Raw genomic sequence first — 21,011 nt, 5'->3', positions numbered from 1 at the left:
AAATAATGAAAAAAGCTCTAATAAACGCCACGGTTTTCGATGGTGAACAGATTTTGTCTCATCATTCAGTGTTAATTGAAAACAACCTGATAACAGCTGTGCAGGCTTCTGATCTACCGCTTCCTAATGTTGATGAAGTCATCGACTTATCTGGTAGCTATTTAACCTCTGGATTCATCGATTTGCAGGTCAACGGTGGCGGTGGCATGCTTTTTAATGAAAATCCAACAATTGAGTGTATTCAATGCATGACTCAAGCACACAGAAAGTATGGCACTACAGCCTTGCTGCCGACTTTAATCACAGACGATTACCCAGTAATGTCAAAAGCCATTGACGCAGTAAAAACGGCGATAGCGAACAATTTATCTTCCGTATTAGGCATTCACCTAGAAGGTCCTTTCTTAAACGTACAAAAGAAAGGAGCGCACGATAGTAAAAAGATCAAAACCGTCGATGCTGAAGGCATAGCCATGCTGACGCAAGCATCTAAAGGTATTACAATAGCTACCATTGCGCCAGAAACCTTTTTACCTTCGCAAATTTCAATGTTAAAAGAACAAGGAGTGATCATCTGTGCCGGTCACAGTGCCGCCAACTACGAACAAACTAAGGTTGCACTTCAAGCTGGCGTTACGGGCTTTACCCACCTATTTAACGCCATGACGCCTTTTCAAAGTCGAGATCCGGGAATGGTTGGTGCAGCCTTAGAGGATGAGAACAGCTGGTTTGGGATCATCGCTGATGGACACCACGTTCATCCAGCATCACTCAATGTCGCCATTAAAGCTAAAAAACGCGGTAAAGCTATTTTAGTAACCGATGCCATGCCAACAGTAGGATCCACAAACGCTTCATTTACGTTAAATGGCGAAGAAATTTTTGTGAAAGACGGTAAATGCATCAACGCAGCAGGTTCTTTGGCTGGCTCTGATCTAAACATGATTTCTGCGATTAAAAACACCAGCCTATTTACAGGATTACATTGGACAGAAGCTGTACGAATGGCAACAGTTTACCCAGCCAGAGCAATTGGAATGGAGAACAAACTTGGGTTTATAAAAAAGGGATATATCGCGAACCTAGTTGCTCTTTCACCTAACTTCGATGTTGAGCAAACATGGGTTGCTGGGTGTTAACTTTCTCCTGTAATTCAATGGTTCCCTTTGGAATGATATAAATCATTTCTCTCACCATTAATTAAATTTAAAGCCTTATCTTCAGTTCTGTTATTTATTTGAAGATCAAGGCGTAGTTGTGATGAATGGCATGCTATTTTAAGCAATTTCAACGCTGAAATTAGCATAACTCGTCGTGCTGTTGAGGTTTGCTTACGCTGAGTCAGAACCAACAAAAATAATTTAATTTCCGCCCCACCTTTACCCACAAGCCAACGCATTGTTATCTCGAGTTAAAAAACCTAACACACTTAAACAGTGAGTGAGACTGAAATACTGTATATATCGACACCTTAAGGCATACTGAGTTTTTTAGATTTGCTAGGGGCTGTTTATCTTTCGTGATTATTTTTGCAGCGATAAATTGGTCGTTTTATACAAGACAGAGCTTGTGCGGTTTGGTATTCCAAATAAGCAAGCGATAACGCAGTAGAAATGACCAATTTACGCTGTCTTAGATGCTTTTGAGCGTTCACTGTTCTGTGTTGTGACCCGTTTACTTAGATGACTAAGCTTCACGGCTTACGCCTTGAACAGATAAACGCTAAAATAGCACAAAATTTCATCCTGAAAGATAAACAGCCCCTAGGTTCATCAAGAATATTTAATCCTTAATGCATCAACACTTAATCAACAACTTTACAGTAAACAGTATAATTAACGTAATAATTAAGTATTGTTATTTATAACTTATTCCAATTACAATAAAACATTGAGGTAAATTGATTTATGGCATCAGCAGTTTCAGAAACAACACCGCCTTTATGTAATTATGCCTATGCCGCAAAAGTAGATACTCGAATTAATAGCAAATCTGAATCAACAAAGCTTACTGAGGTAGTTTTTAACAAAATCAGCAATTGGTTTTTCCCTGATGATTTAGACAAAGTCAAAAGACAGTTGTATTTCTTAACAAATATTCAGTATTTACAACAAAATAGACCTGATGCACTAATGAAACAAGTTGAAGCCTTTAAAGAGTTAGCATCCATGCCGCTTCATCACGTTAAAAATAGGTTTAAAGCAGAAGTTGAAAATAATGATGAAGCAGGGATACTCACTTTTCATTTTAGAATTGAAGGAGTAACCGACTCCATTGAAGTCACTCTCCCCTCAATCAAGTCCAGTAATAATTCTGTAAATTTTTTTCAAATAACGTTTAATTATAGTCCAATACTTTCAAAATCTGCCGCTATCGACATACCACCTAACATACTGTCGACAATCAATTATTTTTCTTCCCTAGAATATAGTTCTGGAGCTAGTGAAACTTGGGTTGAAGCTTGGAATACAGCCGTCGGTTGCATTAAATCACTACAAACACAAAATGAAACAGTGGTAGAAGATCAACAATTAGTTGGTACGCTTGAACCTAGATCACTAAAACATGATCGTTTAAGAACAGACTCTCAATTACAGACAAATCTGCATGGTTCTCAAGCAGAAGTGGAAGCATTTACATTTATCATTTTATTTAACAGTAAAATTCAAGAATTAAAATTCAATGACATCCCATTTATTCAAGCAAGATTAAAAACATTTCTAAAATCTAAATTTGACAATTCTATATGTGATAAATACGTTATACCTACTCCAACCTCTAGTAAACTACCCTTGTCATCTGAGAAAGTTCTACGCCTACATTTTGATTTAAGTACTACAGAATCATTAATGGAATCCAAAACAATTTTGGATGCCTGTGTAACATTCCTTCTTCGCTTCATCCCTAGAGATGGTGACAGCTACTTATTAAACAAAGAAATAAAGCACAGATGGATAGCTGATATCAAATCTAAACGCGATGCTTGTGCTAATAAATAACTATTACAGTAATTAACTTCCCACTCAGCAAGAGCTAAAGGGTTTCAGTGCAAGGCGCAAGTTTGAAGTACTATATACCCTAACGGCCGCCATACAAAACTGGCGTTCAACGCACTTAGTGCTTTTGTCGGGATAATTCAAAAACTTGTAACCTAGTAATGGAATCCTTTAGCCTTGCCCTTCGGGAGCTTGTATGTGTTCAAATTACTACGCAAAATTGTCTCAACGTAGCAATGTAATGACGACAGTTTTGTATGTCGGTAATAACTATGTCTTCATCAATTTCACTTGTACTTTGAAGTAGAGTAGGCTACTGGCTTCGCTATCGCTTATCCAGCAGCCCCTCTTCGATTCCGTGCATGAGGTTTTCCCTCACACGGCTCTGTTGTTACACTTCTCTCAGCCCCTTCACTTTGCTTATCATCTTGTCGTGGGTAAATACTCAAGACCAGCTTGGCGTAATTTTTCGTAAGCACCTCGTGATAGATACTTGCTTCGACGTTGACTTAAGCGACGATGCCAGCGATAGAACCGGTTTACTACAAATCCATTTATTCTGAAAAATACACCTCTGGGATAACCTATCCCACCAAAATAGTGTTTCCATCCCCTCAGAACTTGATTAACTTTATTTATCAGTACGCCAAGTGTATTTGAGGTTCGATGCTTCACTATGTCTCTGAGTTTATTTTTCAGCTTTGTTTGGCTCTTCTTAGACGCCTCTATCTTAATGTAACTGGAGCCTTTGATGAGGCCTGTGATCCGTTGAAAGTTAAAACCGAGGAAATCAAACTCATTCATCAGCTTTCCCATATCCACACAGTGGGTTTTACTTTGATTTAGCTTCAGACCTTCATCACTTAATTGCTGTGTTATCCAGTCCAGTTGCTCTTGTGTGTAGGTTTGCTTATGAAGTACAACAAAATCATCTGCATAGGTAACGATTTTACACGGTGTTTTTTCGTGTATTTTCAAACAGAAATCGTTGAGATAGATGTTAGCCAGTAGTGGAGAGATAACTCCGCCTTGCGGAGTGCCACATCGGCTTGCTTCTATTCGCCATTTTCTGTTGACCGTCTCTACGCTGATGGGCGCTTTGATAAAGCTTTTCAGCAAACTCAGAAAGCTGCTGTCGCTTATTCGCCTTTCTACTTTTGCCATCAACTTAGCGTGCGGGATGGTATCGAAATAGGCGCTCAAGTCAGCATCAAGTACGTGCTGATAGCCTTGTTTTAGGCTCATTTCAATGACTTTTACCGCTTGCTGGGCGCTTCGACATGGACGATAACCATAACTGTGTTCATGTAAATGAGGTTCGTAGACGGGTTGCATCACTATTGTCATCGCCATTTGCACAATTCTGTCACTGATTATCGGGATCCCAAGTTTCCGCGTTTTGCCGTTGTCTTTGAGTATTTCTACTCGTTTGACTGGGCTAGGTCGATAGTTTTTCTGTTGTAATTGAGTTTGAATTTCTTTTAACAGCGCAACGACTTTCTTTTGCTGCTCTAGATAACTGAATGTGATGCCATCAATTCCTGCTCCGCCTTTATTGGCTTTGCATCGTCGATAGGCTTCTTCGAGTATATCTAGGCGACTGAGTTTATCGTACAAGCTGTAAAATCGAAGCTCCGAGTTAAGCTTTGAGCGTAAGTAAAGTTTTCGCTGTAATATTCTGATATTTACTGGAGTGTTAGCCATATGGCAATTTCACCTCAAAAGTTACGTTAAAAACGGGTGTAACACTGAGCCCCTTCCCTGATGTGAAGTTATGTTGTCTTCACGGTTAACGGTACTATGGGCTCATCCGACTGCCTGAGCGCCCTATCTGAAATTTCGGTTTACCTTATATTCGGATAGTGGAAGTCACTACCTTCCAACACTCAGGCTCTCCCACGTTCACTTTATTTCCTTCAATACATGCCACTTCATATTACGCCGGAAGATCAAACAGATGCATTTACCAGTTGCTTCTCTGTTTGTGTCAGGGTTCGTCAACTAGGAAAGACTCCCCATCTTCATTTTTTGATTTACGACGCTTAACTGAATTCGCTTGATGCTGCGGCCTACATTGCATCTCAACCTTTATTCAAGGCCTTTGTCACAGGGCTTCATGTCATAGCGGTTACCCATTATGCATGCCCGTCAGATTTCGGGATGAACTGGTAATTATCCCGTCAGGTACGTTTCAACCTGATGGACTTATTATAAATAATAACGTTGCTGTCTCTGGTTTATGGCCATGTAATCGCTTGGCTGCGTATACGTTGAGACAAATCCCGCAACAGAATAAAGCGCTTCGTGGCGCTCCCTAGAAACATCAGTTGACTGCGTTCTCAAGCGTAGAAAAAATGGCTGATAGTAAGGCGTAGCTTGCAGCAAGTAGTTATTCTACTTGCAAAAGTTACAACGCAGATAGCAGCCATTTTAGCAAGCTTGTGAGCGTAGAGCACTTCACTCATTAGGTGAAAGCCATGATGATAAAGTCATCTTATTGACTCAAACAGTTACTCATATACTCAGCGTTCAACTGATGTTTTTAGGTTGAACACATACATAGCTCTGAGCTGGAAATTTAATTACTGTAATTGGTATTATACCCGTGTTATCAAGACGATTTCTTATCCAATAGCTCCATTAATCCGATCAATGCAGCGAAAAGAACTCCACCAACAGGCCATACAATCCAAGTTGTTCCCCAATCCATTGTCCATAAGCTCCAACCAAGATAAAGCGCTATGAGTAAAGGCCAATAAAACGCTGCCAACTTCTCTACTCGTTTCACACGTTTGCTTTTCTCTCTCTCAAGCACATGATCTTTCAGAATATGGTTATAAGCATCGTATTGAGCTGAAACAGGTGCGACTATGTAGATCCCTGCTGTTATGATAAGAAGCAATATAATGAGCATCATGAGCACAATTTCTGAGCCTCCAAAGAACATGATCGAAACCATCAAAGGTACAAAGCTGATAATGAACAAAAATATGCCAATCGATAATCATAAATTATAAGTAGCCCTGAATTTCTGTAGTTTATCTGTAAAGGCACTGTGCACACCATAAGCTAATTCAAATGGTTCATTATCTATTAGAGAGATATCATCCTCATATTGATTCGTTCGAATAAAAAAACTCACTCCAATAGAGACCATAAGTAATATGCTCACAACTCCAATAATTGTTGCAACATCACTAGTCAGATTCAATCGGTTGGTTTCAGCCATGGCTAGAAAGAAAAACAGTGGAGCCGCTGAGCATAAACAGAACATAACCCCTTTAGTAATCAACTCTGATATTTCTACCTTACTTTGAACATAGTGCAGAGCTTGTTCTAAATTAATTTGAGTAGTATTAGGCTCTTTAGCCGGACTTCGGGAGTCACAGGTTTCTTGATCATCTTTTAAAAGAAAGTCAGTCGAAACTTCAAATATTTCTGCTAACAGAATAATCCTATTTAGGTCGGGTATGCTATTTGTGCTTTCCCATTTAGAAACTGATTGCCTAGAAACCTTCATTTTTTCAGCTAGCTCTTCCTGAGACCAACCCAACTGCTTCCTTAATCTGATGATCTTATCTGCTAATATCACAAGTCTCACTCCTTTGTCTGTTGTTGAGCGCTAAGCATAGGAAGTTAGCCAGTTGCAGACCAGCAAGTTAGGTTATTAGTTTGTCAACCAGTGGTTGCAATTTAGACTATTTTGAAGGTCTTGGCTATTAGCCGCAGCTTACCAAGGTAAAAAGGGCTGATAAAGGGAAGTTTCAATGTAACGCCTCATTCAAGTGCGCCGTAGGCGTCACCTGGAATGACTTGTTAGGCCATTGTTTTGAGCATGTAGACACCAGCCCCGATTAATAAACCTGCTGTAATCATTGGCGTAAAGTTAAAGATGGACATGCCCTGAACTAAAACAGATTTCTCTGGATTTTTAGGGTTGTAAAATACTCTGATTTGTTTGTTTTCAATGTATTCTTGAAGCAATTTATTTAGTGATGATTCTGGCTTGAAAACAAAATCAGTGAATGTTACTCGTGTAGAACGATATTCTTTTCCCTCTACCTTGTATCTATATTCCATGTCGATATGAAGTGATTTCCAACTCCTTTTTTCATGGAGAGTATTGCTTTCAGTAATTCGCAAGGCTTTACCAGATTTTAATATTATACCAGTTGTTTCAGTCCAGCCGTTACTTAAAAATGCTTTAAAGGCCACTATACCCAAAGCAAGAATGATAAGTGAACCAACAATTATAAATATGTATGGGAACATCTAACTCTCCGTGTTGTAGGGCCTAACAAAGTAATAACTGACATCCTCGTTATTATTATCTATCAAAACTGTCGGTAATTAATAGCAATCCGCATTCAATAGTGAACGCTCAGCAAGAACTAAAGGCTATCAGTACAAGGCACAAATTTGCAATACTTTATTCCCTTCGACTGCCATACAAAACTGGCGTTAAACGCACTTAGGAAAGTTGCGGAAGAAAGTATACCGATGAGTTCTCGTCACTCCAGCGCAGGCTGGAAACGAAGTAACGACCGTTTTGTATGTCGGTAGTCTAGGGGCTGCTTATCTTTCGTGATTATTTTTGCAGCGATAAATTGATCGTTTTATACAAGACAGAGCTTGTGCGGTTTGGTATTCCAAATAAGCAAGCGATAACGCAGTACCTTTTATTTAGAAAGAGCGACCAATTTACGCTCTCTCTTTTTTCGATGCTTTTGAGCGTTCACTATTCTGTGTTGTAACCCGTTTACTTAGATGACTAAGCTTCACGGCTTACGCCTTGAACAGATAAACGCTAAAATAGCACAAAATTTCATCCTGAAAGATAAACAGCCCCTTCTATGAGGACATCTTTGTCAAGCCCTTCAGTTTTTAATTTATTTCATTCAGTTTCTCTGGTTAAAAGTGTTGCTCAGGTTTTGTTGTGTCAGCTTAATGGCTAACCACCTTCTATCCGTTCTGACTTTAGTCAGTCACCTTAAATTGCATGCGCATTATCACGCCTAACCTGAATAATGATACTAACTCTTCTAGAAAAACGATTTAGCCTTGCTTATCAAGGGGCTGTACAGTTAGCATCGAACAACGCTTTACTACATTTTACTCTTTACTTGGTTATTTTGATTAAAGTGACATCGTTGCACCTGATGGCACTTCTCCATGCTCTAAATACTTCCACAGTTTGATAAGAAGTTTACGTGCCATAGCAACAATGCCGATGCGTCTCATTCGTTTACTGCCATGAGCGAAACGCTGTTCGAACCATAAACTCAATTCTGATTTGGGTTGATACCGTAACCAAAACCAACTGAGTTCAACCATAATCTTTCGTATTCGTCGATTACCTGACTTGCAAATGCCTTGCTCTCTTTGACTGTCACCACTATCGTAAGGCGTTGGTGTCATTCCTGCACAAGCTCCCACTTGTTTAGCGTTTTTAAATTCTCGCCAATGGAAAAACTCTGTTACTAATACCCAGCTCGATTGCCAGCCTACGCCTTTAAGCTGCATGAGCTGATTAATTTTTTGCGATGCGTCATCACAGTCATCAAGAACACGTTGTTTTTGTAATTTCTCAATTGCTTTAATTTGCTTGTCGACAATTTCATGCCTATCAAGTTCTCGCTCTATTTCCGTCACTAAATCTGTCGGTAAAGGCTTATTGAGAACCGCCGTCTTAAGTTGATTAACTTTCCCCTTTAGTTTAGAGATATTTTCCACGCTGATACCATGCAAACACAGAAGTGACTTAATTCGTGCGCTGTGACTGCCACGCTCTTTTACTAATCGTTCTCGCTCTCGGTTAATTCGTCGCTTATCTTCAGCTTCTACATTTGGAACATTTATGATATTTAAAGCTTCTTGCTCTCCAGAGTGATAACGCATCAGTAAACGGAGCAAAGCAATCACATCAACTCTATCGGTTTTGACTTTCTTCTGTTTTCGGCTGACTTCAATACTGGCTGAGTCAATCACATGATTTTCGATGCCGTCTTTAATTAACGCTCTGTGTATCCAGAATCCGTCTCTACCTGCTTCGTAACAGCTAATGACTTTGCAGTTTTCAACGCAGAATAGCTTTTCTTTTGCTAAGGCTATTTCATGATGTAGGGCTTTCCAGTCTCGGGAATCAATCGTTTTGACTCTCTTTTTTTCACCATTTGAAAAGCCAAGCTTCCAAGTTTTACTGCTAAGTTCAAAAGCAATGTACAAATTAACAAATTTTGCGTTATCTTTTACTTGAAGGACGGTGCTCATAATATTCCCCTTGTGTTGTGGTAACTAAAGGGTAGTTGAGTTACTGTCCTTCATAGTTTCTAGTGCCTTTGCTTCTTTGTATAAAAGTCACTGGATACCAGCCTTAGCAGGTATGACAAAGATTGGTACTTTCTAAATCGCTAGATCCCTTAGTGCTTTTGTCGGGATAACATAAAAACTTGTAACAGTAATGGAGGCCTTTCTTCTTGCCCTTTGGGAGTAGGTCACATTTGAGTGCCGATTGATATAAGATGTTTGGGTTCCAATAATTCCTGTAAAATATCGGCAAAGTCACCTCTTTGCCGTAACAGTGTAAATATATCAAATGATGGGTTTATATTTTTTTCTTTCCATCGAGTTGATATTATATATAGGCACAGATCAATGTCTCCTTTTTCAAATATAATTTCTTCTGGAGTTTGACCCTTTTTTGCATCACGAGTGAGCAGCAGCATATTAATATAGCTAGAAGTGAACCTTTTCTCGAGCTCATCGATTAAAACCGAAAAAGTGTTAAGTTGCCCTATATCAGCAGCCACATGCAAAATATTTCTGCCGTCATTATATGTTGATGATAGAGAATACCCAGCATCTATGATTACTTTGACAATTTCAGAGTTCCTTGACTGAACGGCATAAACCAATAAAGACGGTGACTTTCTTTGAGGTAAAACTCTCTCAATACAATAATCCATCACATTTGCCATTGGGGTATTTTTCGAATAAGACTTTTCAATAGAACAGTGTCTAAGTAACAGGCTCACAAGTCGTGGTACACCACAATCAATTGCACTTTTTAAATGTTCATGAGTTATGCCTACCTCGGTAGACAAGAGAAGTTGCTCTATCTCATTAAACACGTGAACTGTTTTAACACTTTTATAAAACTTAAATAGTAAGTCAGACAAATTTCGATCTCTATACTCACTTTTAAGTGGCACGCTTTGGGCTTCACTTTTGGCATTAACGAGACGCTTTCCCTTTATTTGTTCAGTAATTTTTGGTGATGTACTCCGCTTTTTTTCTCTTGAACCATGGGTTAAAGCTAACGTGGATAAAGAAGTAACTTTTTCAGATTTGGTGCTATTACACAAGTAAGCTGTTCTAGCACTTGAACAGCTCGAACATACGTATTCCTGTTTCATTCTACATGAGTGCTCTTTTTGTGCATGTCGCCCCAAGTTTAAAGAGGCTTGATTGTGAAATATTGCATACCGAACTCTAGTCTGCGCGACATTGTTCTGAGAGTCTGCATACCCTGAGTCAGTATTACTTGAAAAGGAATCATTTAATTTTTGAAAATTACTAGCAGTTAATGAAGGTTGACGCTGCTGGGAATCTTCAAAGCCATTCTTTCTATTTGAATAGGGTGACAAAGGATTAGCTTGGCCAATAAAGCACATTCATACTCTCTTATGATATCAATGCATTAGCTTCACAAGAGATGGAGTATTATATACTTGGTCAACATGCAGGCTAATATTAATAATTATTGAGACTATAACCTCAATAACCCTCGCAGTAAAACAAAAGTTATTTACACTTATTTTCAATAACTTATGATATACCACCTAAATATTAATGCTGGTTAGTCTTGCTATTTTAGTAAATCACAACAGAGTAAAATAATATTAGGGTCTGTTGAATAAATAGAAAGAACATGCCACGGATAAGTTACCATTATCAACCCAATAATAGGAAAGAAACGGTATTTCAGTGATGCCCAAAATGGAGTTGGAGTGAAGTGTCTTCTTAAAGAATACTGCGACTGGAATTAAAAATCACTAAAATATCTCACGCTGGCTATGATAATGAAGCCGTGAAACTAAAGTAAAGGAATACAAATAGTAAACCAAATTGTGTGCTTTAATACTTGGTGTATTTTAAAACGTATAGAGCATTAACAACAGATTCAAAGTTTGCTCACATTGAAAAAAATGTTACTCCACTAACCCACTCTTCCAAGCATGTACTGCAGCTTGAGTCCGATCTCTTAAATTAAGCTTTCCTAAAATATTACTGACGTGTGTTCTTACGGTTTTAACTGAGATAAACAGTATTTCAGCGATTTCAGCATTAGAGAAACCATTAGCTACTTTAATGAGTATTTCAATTTCTCGATCACTTAATAGCACTTGTTGCTGTTTTTGTGCCTTGAGGATTTTAGTCGCGACGATAGGAGAAAGCGTTGTAATTCCTTTATTGGCTCTAAAAACAGCATCAGCAAGATCATTTGGCGTGATATCCTTCAATAAATAAGACACCGCGCCAGCATCGAGTGCAGGGAAAATCATTTTGTCCTCATGATACGAAGTTAAGATCACAACTTGAATCTCTGGATAACAAGCCTTCAATGCTTGAGTTGCATCAACACCAACAAGCTTGTCCTCAATGATTAAGTCCATTAAAACTACATCTGGTGGTGTTAATTCAATGCTTGGTAATGCGGCTTCAAGTGAATTGGCTTCACCAATTACATCAAGCCCTAGCTGTAAATTCAAAAAACTAGAAATCCCTGCTCTCACCATCTCATGATCATCAATAGTAAAAACCTTAATGGTGCCTTTTGTCATATCAGCTCACCAACCAGATTGTGAGTTTTGCACCTGTGAATGGAGCTGTTGAAATGAATTCGAAATCGAAACGACCAAAAAGCTTTTCAACACGAGACCTTAAAATAGACAAACCTTGGCCGAGTTCTAACGTTGAGCTTTCGGTTAATCTTCCATTATCTTTCACAATCAGCATGACTCCTCCATTGCTTTCTAATAGTTCCACTTTTACCTTGCTCGCTTGACTGTGTTTATTCACGTTTTGCAGCCCTTCTTTCAATGCTGAACACAGTATTAAATAATTGTCTAAAAAGAGTGCAGAATTTTCATGCTTATCAGTTAAATCAATATTAAGTTCTACCGTAATATTCGTTTCTGCTTGCCAAGTGTGAACTAACTTCTGATAATAAATTTTAATCGGAACAAATGAGCTTTCGTAACGCTGCTCAACTAAATCGTTTACTTGCTTGAAAGCGAGTTGATTACTTGTAATCACCTGAGCTAAAGTATTTTTAAGTGTGTTTTCATTTAAGTTTTCGGGTAAATTTTCAGAAAGCTTCAGACAACTTGCTAGTAGTAAATTATTCGCAAATAGTTTTTGTTTTACTGTGTCATGTAAGTCACTGGCTAACTTTTCTCGTTCATATTCAGCCGCATGATGTTGTCTTTCTGTAACCAGCTGATTAAGCTTTTCGGAAAGTTGATTTAAACGCTCAAAACTTTGACCAATTTCATCATTACTTTTGATACGAATCTTTGCTTCAAACTTGCCTTGATACCATTGATGAATTACATCGTGAAGATGTCCTAGACGCTGATTCAACTTTCTACCAGCAATAAAAATCACAATGGCTCCTGCGGGTATCATCATCAAACTGACCATTAACGCACTGAATACTGTATCAAGTAGATTCTGTTTTTTTAATATCACTGTCCAATGATCATTTAAAAGATATTGTACATCTTTAATAACGGTAATTGTGGCGCCAATTGTTTGAGCATTACTGTCGACAATAGGCTTGATAACAAGTTTATTATCACCAATATACGGTTCAATACCTGTGTTATATCTGTCCATCAACACATCTGATAAATCATCCCTCGAGCGTATAGGCAACTGAGCCCCGAGATCTCCAGCATTAAAATCGAAATCACCTGATTGACTCACTAGTTTAGATTGCTTATCCACTATTGCTATCGCTATGACTCGTGGCAATTCATTACAGTTTTGTGGATCAATAAATATTGGCTCTGTGATTTGTTTCAAACTCTTTGTGAGTTCGGGAGTGTCATGAATTGAAGCGAGAATAGGATTCGTAACTGTGTCATCAAACCATTCATCGAATGCTCCATGGCTCACAGCATAACGTGCTTGTTGATTCACAAAGAACTGACCAAACATCAAACTAAAACAAATAAAAAAACTCACTAATGCCAAGCCTAAAAGTAGCTTTACCCTTATAGAATTAGGCTTAAGTATCAATTTCATCAATAGTCCGTTATTTATGTTTTAATCAATTGTAATGCAGTTATTCAGTAAGCGATATAGGTCTCCAGACCTATTCAAATTACGTGCTGCGTAGGATGTAGAAATAATAAATTGTTGCTTTAATAGGCTCATTATTTATCACTTCATTCGGGAATGGTCATGAAACATGCCATAGAAGTTTCAAACATTTCTAAATCGTTTAAAAATATCCAAGTACTTAATCAGCTTAATATGCATGTTCCTGTCGGTTCAGTTTATGGTTTTTTAGGCAATAATGGTGCAGGAAAATCAACATTAATACGAATACTCATGGGCTTGATAAAACAGCAATCCGGCGAATTTTCGATCTTAGGCACCAAAGGTGTCACGCTACACAGTAAGCAGAAAATCGGCTGTATTATCGACTCACCTTGCCTTTATGCTAACCTTACCATTGATGAATTTTTATCTCTTTCTTGTACATTAAAACAATACCCCAAAACACAGATTAACCGAGTTTTGGAGATAGTCTCACTCACGGGTTCCCGCTCACGGCTAATCAGTCAGTGCTCACTCGGTATGAAACAAAGAACCGCTTTAGCAAATGCCCTACTCGGTGAGCCACAGCTATTAATCCTCGATGAGCCTACAAATGGTCTTGACCCTGAAGGGATGGAAGAAATTAGAGAACTAATACGGTGGCTGCCGTCGCAGATGATTGTAAGTGTACTTGTCTCTAGCCATTTGCTTGATGAAGTTGAGAAAATGGCCACTCATGTTGGCGTATTAAAAGATGGTGGACTGGTATTAGAAGGAGAACTCAGTAAGCTTTGCAAAAATGCTCAGTCTGATTTGTCTGTATGCATTAATAGCCCTAAAAAAGCGATTAAAATACTCAATCAAAAGTTTGGTCATAAGCTTGAAGTCGTGCTCACAAGTGATGGACTAAAAGTTAAAAATATTGAATTAACTGAAGCGCCACCAATCCACCGGATATTAGTGAATTCAGGCATTGATATATTTCAATCGAGATACTGTACACCTTCACTTGAAACTATCTTCCACCAACAACATAAGGATTGAGTGATGGCACTACTTAATTTATTTATCTGCGAAATTTATAAGCTTAAACGCTCATTAGCTTTACTGATGGCTTTTCTTTGCCCCTTAACTGTTGTGTTATTGCAATTTATTATGGCTTGGGAGAATGGCGGTGAATTCATCGCGCTCAAGGGCTGGAATTTATATTGGATGGGAGCAACAACACTGTGGTATAACTTTATGCTCCCTCTCTATATTGCATTAATAACTTGCTTGATTTGCTCAATTGAACATAAAAACAATGGTTGGCGTTTAATGGGCAGTTTACCAATTAATATTAGGCTGTTATTTATCGTCAAATGCTCCGTAGCTTCATTGTTTGTTATTCTCAGTTCTATCATCTTATTCATCTTAACGTGGATAAGCATTTTTATTCTGTCAATTATCGGTTTTCAAGGCACTGATATGGTAAATTTTTCATTTCTTGAGCATGCGCTACCTGCTGTCATTACTGGATTACCAATCATTGTTATCGGTATCATTATCGGGTGGAATATAAAGAATATGGTTGCTCCTTTAGTTGTTGGAGTAATCATGACCATGACCGCAATGTCAGTCAGTCATTCTCCAAAATACTGGGCTTTTGATCCTTGGACATATCCTTTAATTGGTGCCATGGTTTCTGATGATCAGGTTAAACTTACTGCACTATATCTTGGGTTGGGAGTAGGGTTATCCCTTTTAGTTATCGCTTCATTATTAAGTACACGATCACGAGTGTTTGAGACTTAGTTTATTACGATATCAATAAAAAAATGCCAGTCAACTTAACCGAGACTGGCATTTTAAAGCGATCCTTAAAAATAAAACGATAAAGATTATTTAACTTCTTTACCCATTGCTTGCAAATCTGCGTGGTAGCTTGAGCGTACCATTGGGCCGCAGGCGGCGTGAGTAAAGCCTAATTCATCGGCTAATGCTTTAAGCTCATCAAACTCCGCTGGCGGTACATAACGCTCTACAGGTAAGTGGAACTTAGAAGGTTGCAGGTACTGACCCAAAGTCAACATTTCAACATTATGGGCACGTAAATCACGTAAAACTTGAGCTATCTCATCATTACTTTCACCAAGTCCCATCATCAATCCTGATTTAGTAGGAACGTTTGGATGGCGATCTTTGAATTTTTTCAGTAAATCTAATGACCACTGATAATTTGCACCGGGCCTAGCTTTTCGATAGTGCATCGGCGCAGTTTCTAAGTTGTGGTTAAACACATCTGGCGGATCACCAGCTAGAATGTCTAGTGCTGCATCAATACGACCACGAAAATCCGGTACTAAGGTTTCAATTTTAATATCTGGATTGAGTTTGCGAATTTCACGGATACAATCGGCAAAATGTTGTGCCCCGCCGTCGCGTAGGTCATCACGATCTACAGATGTGATAACAACGTATTTAAGCTTCATGTCACGAATTGTCTTAGCAAGCTTAATAGGTTCTTCTGCATCTGGTTTTAGTGGTCGGCCATGAGCCACATCACAGAAAGGGCAACGGCGTGTACATATAGCGCCAAGAATCATGAATGTCGCGGTGCCGTGGTTAAAACACTCGGACAAATTAGGACAAGATGCTTCTTCACAAACAGAATGCAGGCCATTTTTTCTAAGTGCTTGCTTAATTTCAGTAATGCGTTGATTAGATGCGGGGAGTTTCACACGCAGCCAATCAGGCTTACGCAACATAGTTTCACGTTCAGAAGGAACGATTTTCACAGGGATACGTGATACTTTATCAGCATCTCGCAACTTCACCCCTGGTTGTAATCTCTCAGGTCTACTCATTTTACTCTGCTAATCCTTGATATTGAACCAGTTGCTTATAACCTAATAAGCCACTTAATATATGGACAAGTTTATCGCCTGCTTCCTGCACCGACTTTGGTCCGTTTAAATCATTGCATTGAATCATCTGCAATCCTGCATAACCACAGGGGTTAATACGATGGAAAGGCTCCATATCCATATTAACATTCAGCGCGAGACCATGAAACGAACAGCCTTTGCGAATTCTTAAACCTAGCGATGCAATTTTATTATCACTGACATAAACACCTGGAGCGTCAGCTTTAGGGTAAGCCTCTATCCCATAAGGTTTAAGCAGGTCGACAATACTTTGTTCAATGGTATTCACTAACTGCCTGACCCCTATCCTAAGCCGTTTTATGTCAATCAATGGATAGACCACTAACTGACCAGGCCCATGATAAGTCACTTGTCCACCTCTATCTACTTGAATGACAGGGATATCTCCAGGCGCTAAAATATGTTCGCTCTTGCCAGCCTGACCTTGAGTAAAGACAGGAGTATGTTCGACTACCCAAAGCTCATCCACACTTTCTGCGTCACGATTATCAGTATATTCCTGCATCGCGTGCCAAACGGTACTGTAGTCCTGTCGTCCCAGGTTTCTTATAATTAATTGTCCGTCTTGCAAGAGGCTATCTCCCAAATAAAATAATCACGATTGTCTAATACCAATTACAGTAATTAACTTCCCACTCAGCAAGAGCTAAAGGATTTCAGTACAAGGCGCAAGTTTGAAGTACTATATTCCCTACGGCCGCCACACAAAACTGGCGTTCAACGCACTTAGTGCTTTTGTCGGGATAATTCAAAAACTTGTAACGTAGTAATGGAATCCTTTAGCCTTGCCCTTCGGGAGCTTGTATGTGTCCAAATTGCTACGCGTCTCAACGTAGCAATGTAATAACGACAGTTTTGTATGTCGGTAATAACTATGTCTTCATCAATTTTACTTGTACTTTGAACACATACATAGCTCTGAGCTGGGAATTTAATTACTGTTATTGGTATAACTATAAAACGCGTTTAACACCATCTATTTTAGCAAGCTCAACATAAAGGGTTTCAACCTGTGTTTTGCTAGTGGCTTTTATTCTAATCGTTATTGAGTAATATGTACCTTTACTGGAAGCCCTTGTTTGAGGTGAATAATCACCCGGTGCATGCTTCTGCACGACAGCTACAACGCGATCAGCTAATGTATCACTCGCATCACCAACCACTTTAAATGGGAAGGAGCAAGGAAACTCCATTAATTCATCAAACTTAGTATCCAACATACAATTGACCAATTTACACAAGATTAAAACAATATATGGTGGTTATTATACCGAAAACAAGGGAAGAGGTGAGTAAATAATAGATGAGGAAAACTTATCGAAATCAATGAATGTTGATTCTGTACAGTTAAAGTAATCAATTTAATATATATCTTCCAAACGCAAAAAGGCCACCCTAATGGGTGGCCTTTTTAATTTGGCGCCTGGAAATGACCTACTCTCACATGGGGAAGCCCCACACTACCATCGGCGATACTGCGTTTCACTTCTGAGTTCGGAATGGATTCAGGTGGTGCCACAGCTCTATTGTCTCCAGACAAATTCTGTTTGCTTGTTCTTTTCTTTATTTACCGCTCTTTTAGCCGTAAATTAATAATTTGGTTGGCTGATACTTGTTTTTACAAGAAATTATCTCAAAGTTCTTACTTTATTAAGCGCTTATATATTCACTAAGGTTGTAAAACCCATCTGGGTTGTATGGTTAAGCCTCACGGGTCATTAGTACAAGTTAGCTCAACGCCTCACAACGCTTACACACCTTGCCTATCAACGTCCTAGTCTCGGACGGCCCTTTAGAGAGCTTAAAGCTCTAGAGATGACTCATCTCGAGGCTCGCTTCCCGCTTAGATGCTTTCAGCGGTTATCGATTCCGAACGTAGCTACCGGGCAATGCTATTGGCATAACAACCCGAACACCAGCGGTTCGTCCACTCCGGTCCTCTCGTACTAGGAGCAGCTCCTCTCAATCATCTAACGCCCACGGCAGATAGGGACCGAACTGTCTCACGACGTTCTGAACCCAGCTCGCGTACCACTTTAAATGGCGAACAGCCATACCCTTGGGACCGACTTCAGCCCCAGGATGTGATGAGCCGACATCGAGGTGCCAAACACCGCCGTCGATATGAACTCTTGGGCGGTATCAGCCTGTTATCCCCGGAGTACCTTTTATCCGTTGAGCGATGGCCCTTCCATTCAGAACCACCGGATCACTATGACCTACTTTCGTACCTGCTCGACGTGTCTGTCTCGCAGTTAAGCTGGCTTATGCCATTGCACTAACCGTACGATGTCCGACCGTACTTAGCCAACCTTCGTGCTCCTCCGTTACTCTTTGGGAGGAGACCGCCCCAGTCAAACTACCCACCAGGCACTGTCCTTACTCTCGATGAGAGAGCCAAGTTAGAACATCAACACTACAAGGGTGGTATTTCAAGGTTGACTCCACATCATCTAGCGACAACGCTTCAAAGTCTCCCACCTATCCTACACATGTAGGGTCAATGTTCAGTGCCAAGCTATAGTAAAGGTTCACGGGGTCTTTCCGTCTAGCCGCGGGTATACGGCATCTTCACCGCAATTTCAACTTCACTGAGTCTCGGCTGGAGACAGCGTGGCCATCATTACGCCATTCGTGCAGGTCGGAACTTACCCGACAAGGAATTTCGCTACCTTAGGACCGTTATAGTTACGGCCGCCGTTTACCGGGGCTTCGATCATGAGCTTCGACCTAAGTCTAACCCAATCAATTAACCTTCCGGCACCGGGCAGGCGTCACACCGTATACGTCATCTTGCGATTTTGCACAGTGCTGTGTTTTTGATAAACAGTTGCAGCCACCTGGTATCTGCGACTCCCAACAGCTTAGAGAGCAAGTCTCATCACCGTCAAGAGCGTACCTTCTCCCGAAGTTACGGTACCATTTTGCCTAGTTCCTTCAGCCGAGTTCTCTCAAGCGCCTTGGTATTCTCTACCCAACCACCTGTGTCGGTTTGGGGTACGATTCCTACTTACCTGAAGCTTAGAAGATTTTCCTGGAAGCAGGGCATCAACGACTTCATCACCTTAGTGACTCGTCATCAGCTCTCAGCCTAATGTAAACCCGGATTTGCCTAAGTCTACAGCCTACAGCCTTAAACGCGGACTACCAACGCCACGCTCGCCTAGCCTTCTCCGTCTCTCCATCGCAGTAAGCAGAAGTACCGGAATATTAACCGGTTTCCCATCGACTACGCCTTTCGGCCTCGCCTTAGGGGTCGACTCACCCTGCCCTGATTAACATTGGACAGGAACCCTTGGTCTTTCGGCGAGGGAGTTTTTCACTCCCTTTATCGTTACTCATGTCAGCATTCGCACTTCTGATACGTCCAGCGTGGGTTACCCCTTCGCCTTCAACCGCTTACAGAACGCTCCTCTACCGCGTTTGTGCATCCCACATACGACTTGTTCTCCACAACCGCCTCAACGTGTTGCGTGCTTAAACTGACATTTAAAAAACAAATGTCAGTTAGCTGAAATCGCATCTGGTGATGCACAAACACCCATAGCTTCGGTGTATTGCTTAGCCCCGTTAAATCTTCCGCGCAGGCCGACTCGACTAGTGAGCTATTACGCTTTCTTTAAAAGATGGCTGCTTCTAAGCCAACTTCCTAGCTGTCTAAGCCTTCCCACATCGTTTCCCACTTAGCAATAACTTTGGGACCTTAGCTGATGGTCTGGGTTGTTTCCCTTTCCACGACGAACGTTAGCACCCGCCGTGTGTCTCCCGAGTAGTACTCATTGGTATTCGGAGTTTGCAAAGGGTTGGTAAGTCGGGATGACCCCCTAGCCTTAACAGTGCTCTACCCCCAATGGTATTCGCTCGAGGCGCTACCTAAATAGCTTTCGAGGAGAACCAGATATCTCCCGGTTTGATTGGCCTTTCACCCCCAGCCACAAGTCATCCGCTCATTTTTCAACATAAGTCGGTTCGGTCCTCCAGTTGATGTTACTCAACCTTCAACCTGCCCATGGCTAGATCACCGGGTTTCGGGTCTACACCTTGCAACTCAACGCCCAGTTAAGACTCGGTTTCCCTACGGCTCCGCTATTCGCTTAACCTCGCTACAAAATGTAAGTCGCTGACCCATTATACAAAAGGTACGCAGTCACGGTCTCAAGAACCGCTCCCACTGCTTGTACGTATACGGTTTCAGGTTCTATTTCACTCCCCTCACAGGGGTTCTTTTCGCCTTTCCCTCACGGTACTGGTTCACTATCGGTCAGTCAGGAGTATTTAGCCTTGGAGGATGGTCCCCCCATGTTCAGACAACATGTCACGTGTGCCGTCCTACTCGTTTTCATCTTCGGTTAGTTTTCGTGTACGGGGCTATCACCCTGTGCCGCTACGCTTTCCAACGTATTCCACTAACACCCCAAAGACTTAAGGGCTAATCCCCGTTCGCTCGCCGCTACTAGGGGAATCTCGGTTGATTTCTTTTCCTATGGGTACTTAGATGTTTCAGTTCCCCACGTTCGCCTCACACAGCTATGTATTCACTGTATGATAATCACTTATGTGATTGGGTTGCCCCATTCGGAAATCTCAGTCTGTAACGCCTTTTATCGACTTAACTGAGCTTATCGCAGATTAACACGTCCTTCATCGCCTCTGACTGCCAAGGCATCCACCGTATACGCTTAGTCGCTTAACCATACAACCCAGATGAGTTTCACTTCTTGTTAAAAACAAGTCGTTAACATCATTGAGCTGCATTGCA

15 protein-coding genes and 2 rRNA genes are annotated in these 21,011 nt (G+C 40.5%); 4 read left to right on the top strand and 13 right to left on the bottom strand.

Features of this window, described 5'->3' with window-relative positions; all coding sequences use genetic code 11:
• Window positions 1-5: 5 nt before the first annotated feature.
• Window positions 6-1,139 carry an N-acetylglucosamine-6-phosphate deacetylase gene (gene nagA / locus E2I05_RS03630; protein WP_121852590.1) on the top strand — a complete coding sequence of 378 codons (1,134 nt, stop codon included), beginning with the start codon at window positions 6-8 and terminating at the stop codon, window positions 1,137-1,139.
• A 768-nt stretch (window positions 1,140-1,907) separates the two neighbouring features.
• Entirely contained in the window at window positions 1,908-2,999 is a 1,092-nt protein-coding gene (locus E2I05_RS03625) for a hypothetical protein (RefSeq protein ID WP_121852588.1), read from the top strand.
• Between the two features lie 420 nt (window positions 3,000-3,419).
• Here E2I05_RS03625 and ltrA read toward each other — a convergent pair whose 3' ends face one another.
• The 8 genes from ltrA to E2I05_RS03590 all read right to left on the bottom strand — a co-directional run bounded on the left by ltrA (window position 3,420) and on the right by E2I05_RS03590 (window position 13,307).
• Window positions 3,420-4,700: a group II intron reverse transcriptase/maturase gene (gene ltrA, locus E2I05_RS03620; RefSeq protein ID WP_133309471.1), complete on the bottom strand. Its 1,281-nt coding sequence runs from the start codon at window positions 4,698-4,700 to the stop codon at window positions 3,420-3,422.
• 907 nt (window positions 4,701-5,607) lie between these two features.
• Window positions 5,608-5,943 (bottom strand): hypothetical protein, encoded by a 336-nt coding sequence (locus E2I05_RS22425; protein WP_243641174.1) that lies wholly within the window; start codon window positions 5,941-5,943, stop codon window positions 5,608-5,610.
• 57 nt (window positions 5,944-6,000) lie between these two features.
• Window positions 6,001-6,588, bottom strand: coding sequence for a helix-turn-helix domain-containing protein (locus E2I05_RS22420; protein WP_243641173.1), 588 nt, complete (start codon window positions 6,586-6,588; stop codon window positions 6,001-6,003).
• Between the two features lie 224 nt (window positions 6,589-6,812).
• Window positions 6,813-7,268 carry a DUF3592 domain-containing protein gene (locus E2I05_RS03610; protein WP_121855283.1) on the bottom strand — a complete coding sequence of 152 codons (456 nt, stop codon included), beginning with the start codon at window positions 7,266-7,268 and terminating at the stop codon, window positions 6,813-6,815.
• Between the two features lie 864 nt (window positions 7,269-8,132).
• Window positions 8,133-9,266 (bottom strand): IS110 family RNA-guided transposase, encoded by a 1,134-nt coding sequence (locus E2I05_RS03605; RefSeq protein WP_133309449.1) that lies wholly within the window; start codon window positions 9,264-9,266, stop codon window positions 8,133-8,135.
• A 224-nt stretch (window positions 9,267-9,490) separates the two neighbouring features.
• Window positions 9,491-10,669, bottom strand: coding sequence for an ankyrin repeat domain-containing protein (locus E2I05_RS03600; protein ID WP_121854984.1), 1,179 nt, complete (start codon window positions 10,667-10,669; stop codon window positions 9,491-9,493).
• A gap of 537 nt (window positions 10,670-11,206) precedes the next feature.
• The gene (locus E2I05_RS03595) at window positions 11,207-11,839 is read right to left on the bottom strand and encodes a response regulator transcription factor (protein ID WP_121854985.1); all 633 of its coding nucleotides are present in this window, start codon (window positions 11,837-11,839) and stop codon (window positions 11,207-11,209) included.
• 1 nt (window position 11,840) lies between these two features.
• The gene (locus tag E2I05_RS03590; protein WP_121854986.1) at window positions 11,841-13,307 is read right to left on the bottom strand and encodes a histidine kinase; all 1,467 of its coding nucleotides are present in this window, start codon (window positions 13,305-13,307) and stop codon (window positions 11,841-11,843) included.
• 159 nt (window positions 13,308-13,466) lie between these two features.
• On the opposite strand from E2I05_RS03590, the gene E2I05_RS03585 reads away from it, so the two are divergent.
• Both E2I05_RS03585 and E2I05_RS03580 read left to right on the top strand, forming a co-directional pair.
• Window positions 13,467-14,369 carry an ATP-binding cassette domain-containing protein gene (locus E2I05_RS03585; protein ID WP_165905568.1) on the top strand — a complete coding sequence of 301 codons (903 nt, stop codon included), beginning with the start codon at window positions 13,467-13,469 and terminating at the stop codon, window positions 14,367-14,369.
• A 3-nt stretch (window positions 14,370-14,372) separates the two neighbouring features.
• The gene (locus tag E2I05_RS03580; RefSeq protein ID WP_121854988.1) at window positions 14,373-15,119 is read left to right on the top strand and encodes an ABC transporter permease; all 747 of its coding nucleotides are present in this window, start codon (window positions 14,373-14,375) and stop codon (window positions 15,117-15,119) included.
• Between the two features lie 86 nt (window positions 15,120-15,205).
• On the opposite strand, the gene lipA is transcribed toward E2I05_RS03580, so the two are convergent.
• The 5 genes from lipA to E2I05_RS03555 all read right to left on the bottom strand — a co-directional run bounded on the left by lipA (window position 15,206) and on the right by E2I05_RS03555 (window position 20,945).
• Window positions 15,206-16,171 (bottom strand): lipoyl synthase, encoded by a 966-nt coding sequence (lipA, locus tag E2I05_RS03575; protein ID WP_121854989.1) that lies wholly within the window; start codon window positions 16,169-16,171, stop codon window positions 15,206-15,208.
• A 1-nt stretch (window position 16,172) separates the two neighbouring features.
• Window positions 16,173-16,823, bottom strand: coding sequence for a lipoyl(octanoyl) transferase LipB (gene lipB / locus E2I05_RS03570; protein ID WP_121854990.1), 651 nt, complete (start codon window positions 16,821-16,823; stop codon window positions 16,173-16,175).
• Between the two features lie 382 nt (window positions 16,824-17,205).
• Window positions 17,206-17,472 (bottom strand): DUF493 family protein YbeD, encoded by a 267-nt coding sequence (gene ybeD / locus E2I05_RS03565; protein ID WP_121854991.1) that lies wholly within the window; start codon window positions 17,470-17,472, stop codon window positions 17,206-17,208.
• Between the two features lie 201 nt (window positions 17,473-17,673).
• Window positions 17,674-17,789, bottom strand: a 5S ribosomal RNA gene (gene rrf / locus E2I05_RS03560).
• 160 nt (window positions 17,790-17,949) lie between these two features.
• A 23S ribosomal RNA gene (locus E2I05_RS03555) occupies window positions 17,950-20,945 on the bottom strand.
• Window positions 20,946-21,011 lie beyond the last annotated feature (66 nt).

The organism is Parashewanella spongiae (assembly GCF_004358345.1).
Classification (GTDB): Bacteria; Pseudomonadota; Gammaproteobacteria; order Enterobacterales; family Shewanellaceae; genus Parashewanella; species Parashewanella spongiae.
Note: the sequence above shows the minus strand (reverse complement) of the source record. Positions and strands in the feature narration are given on the sequence as shown.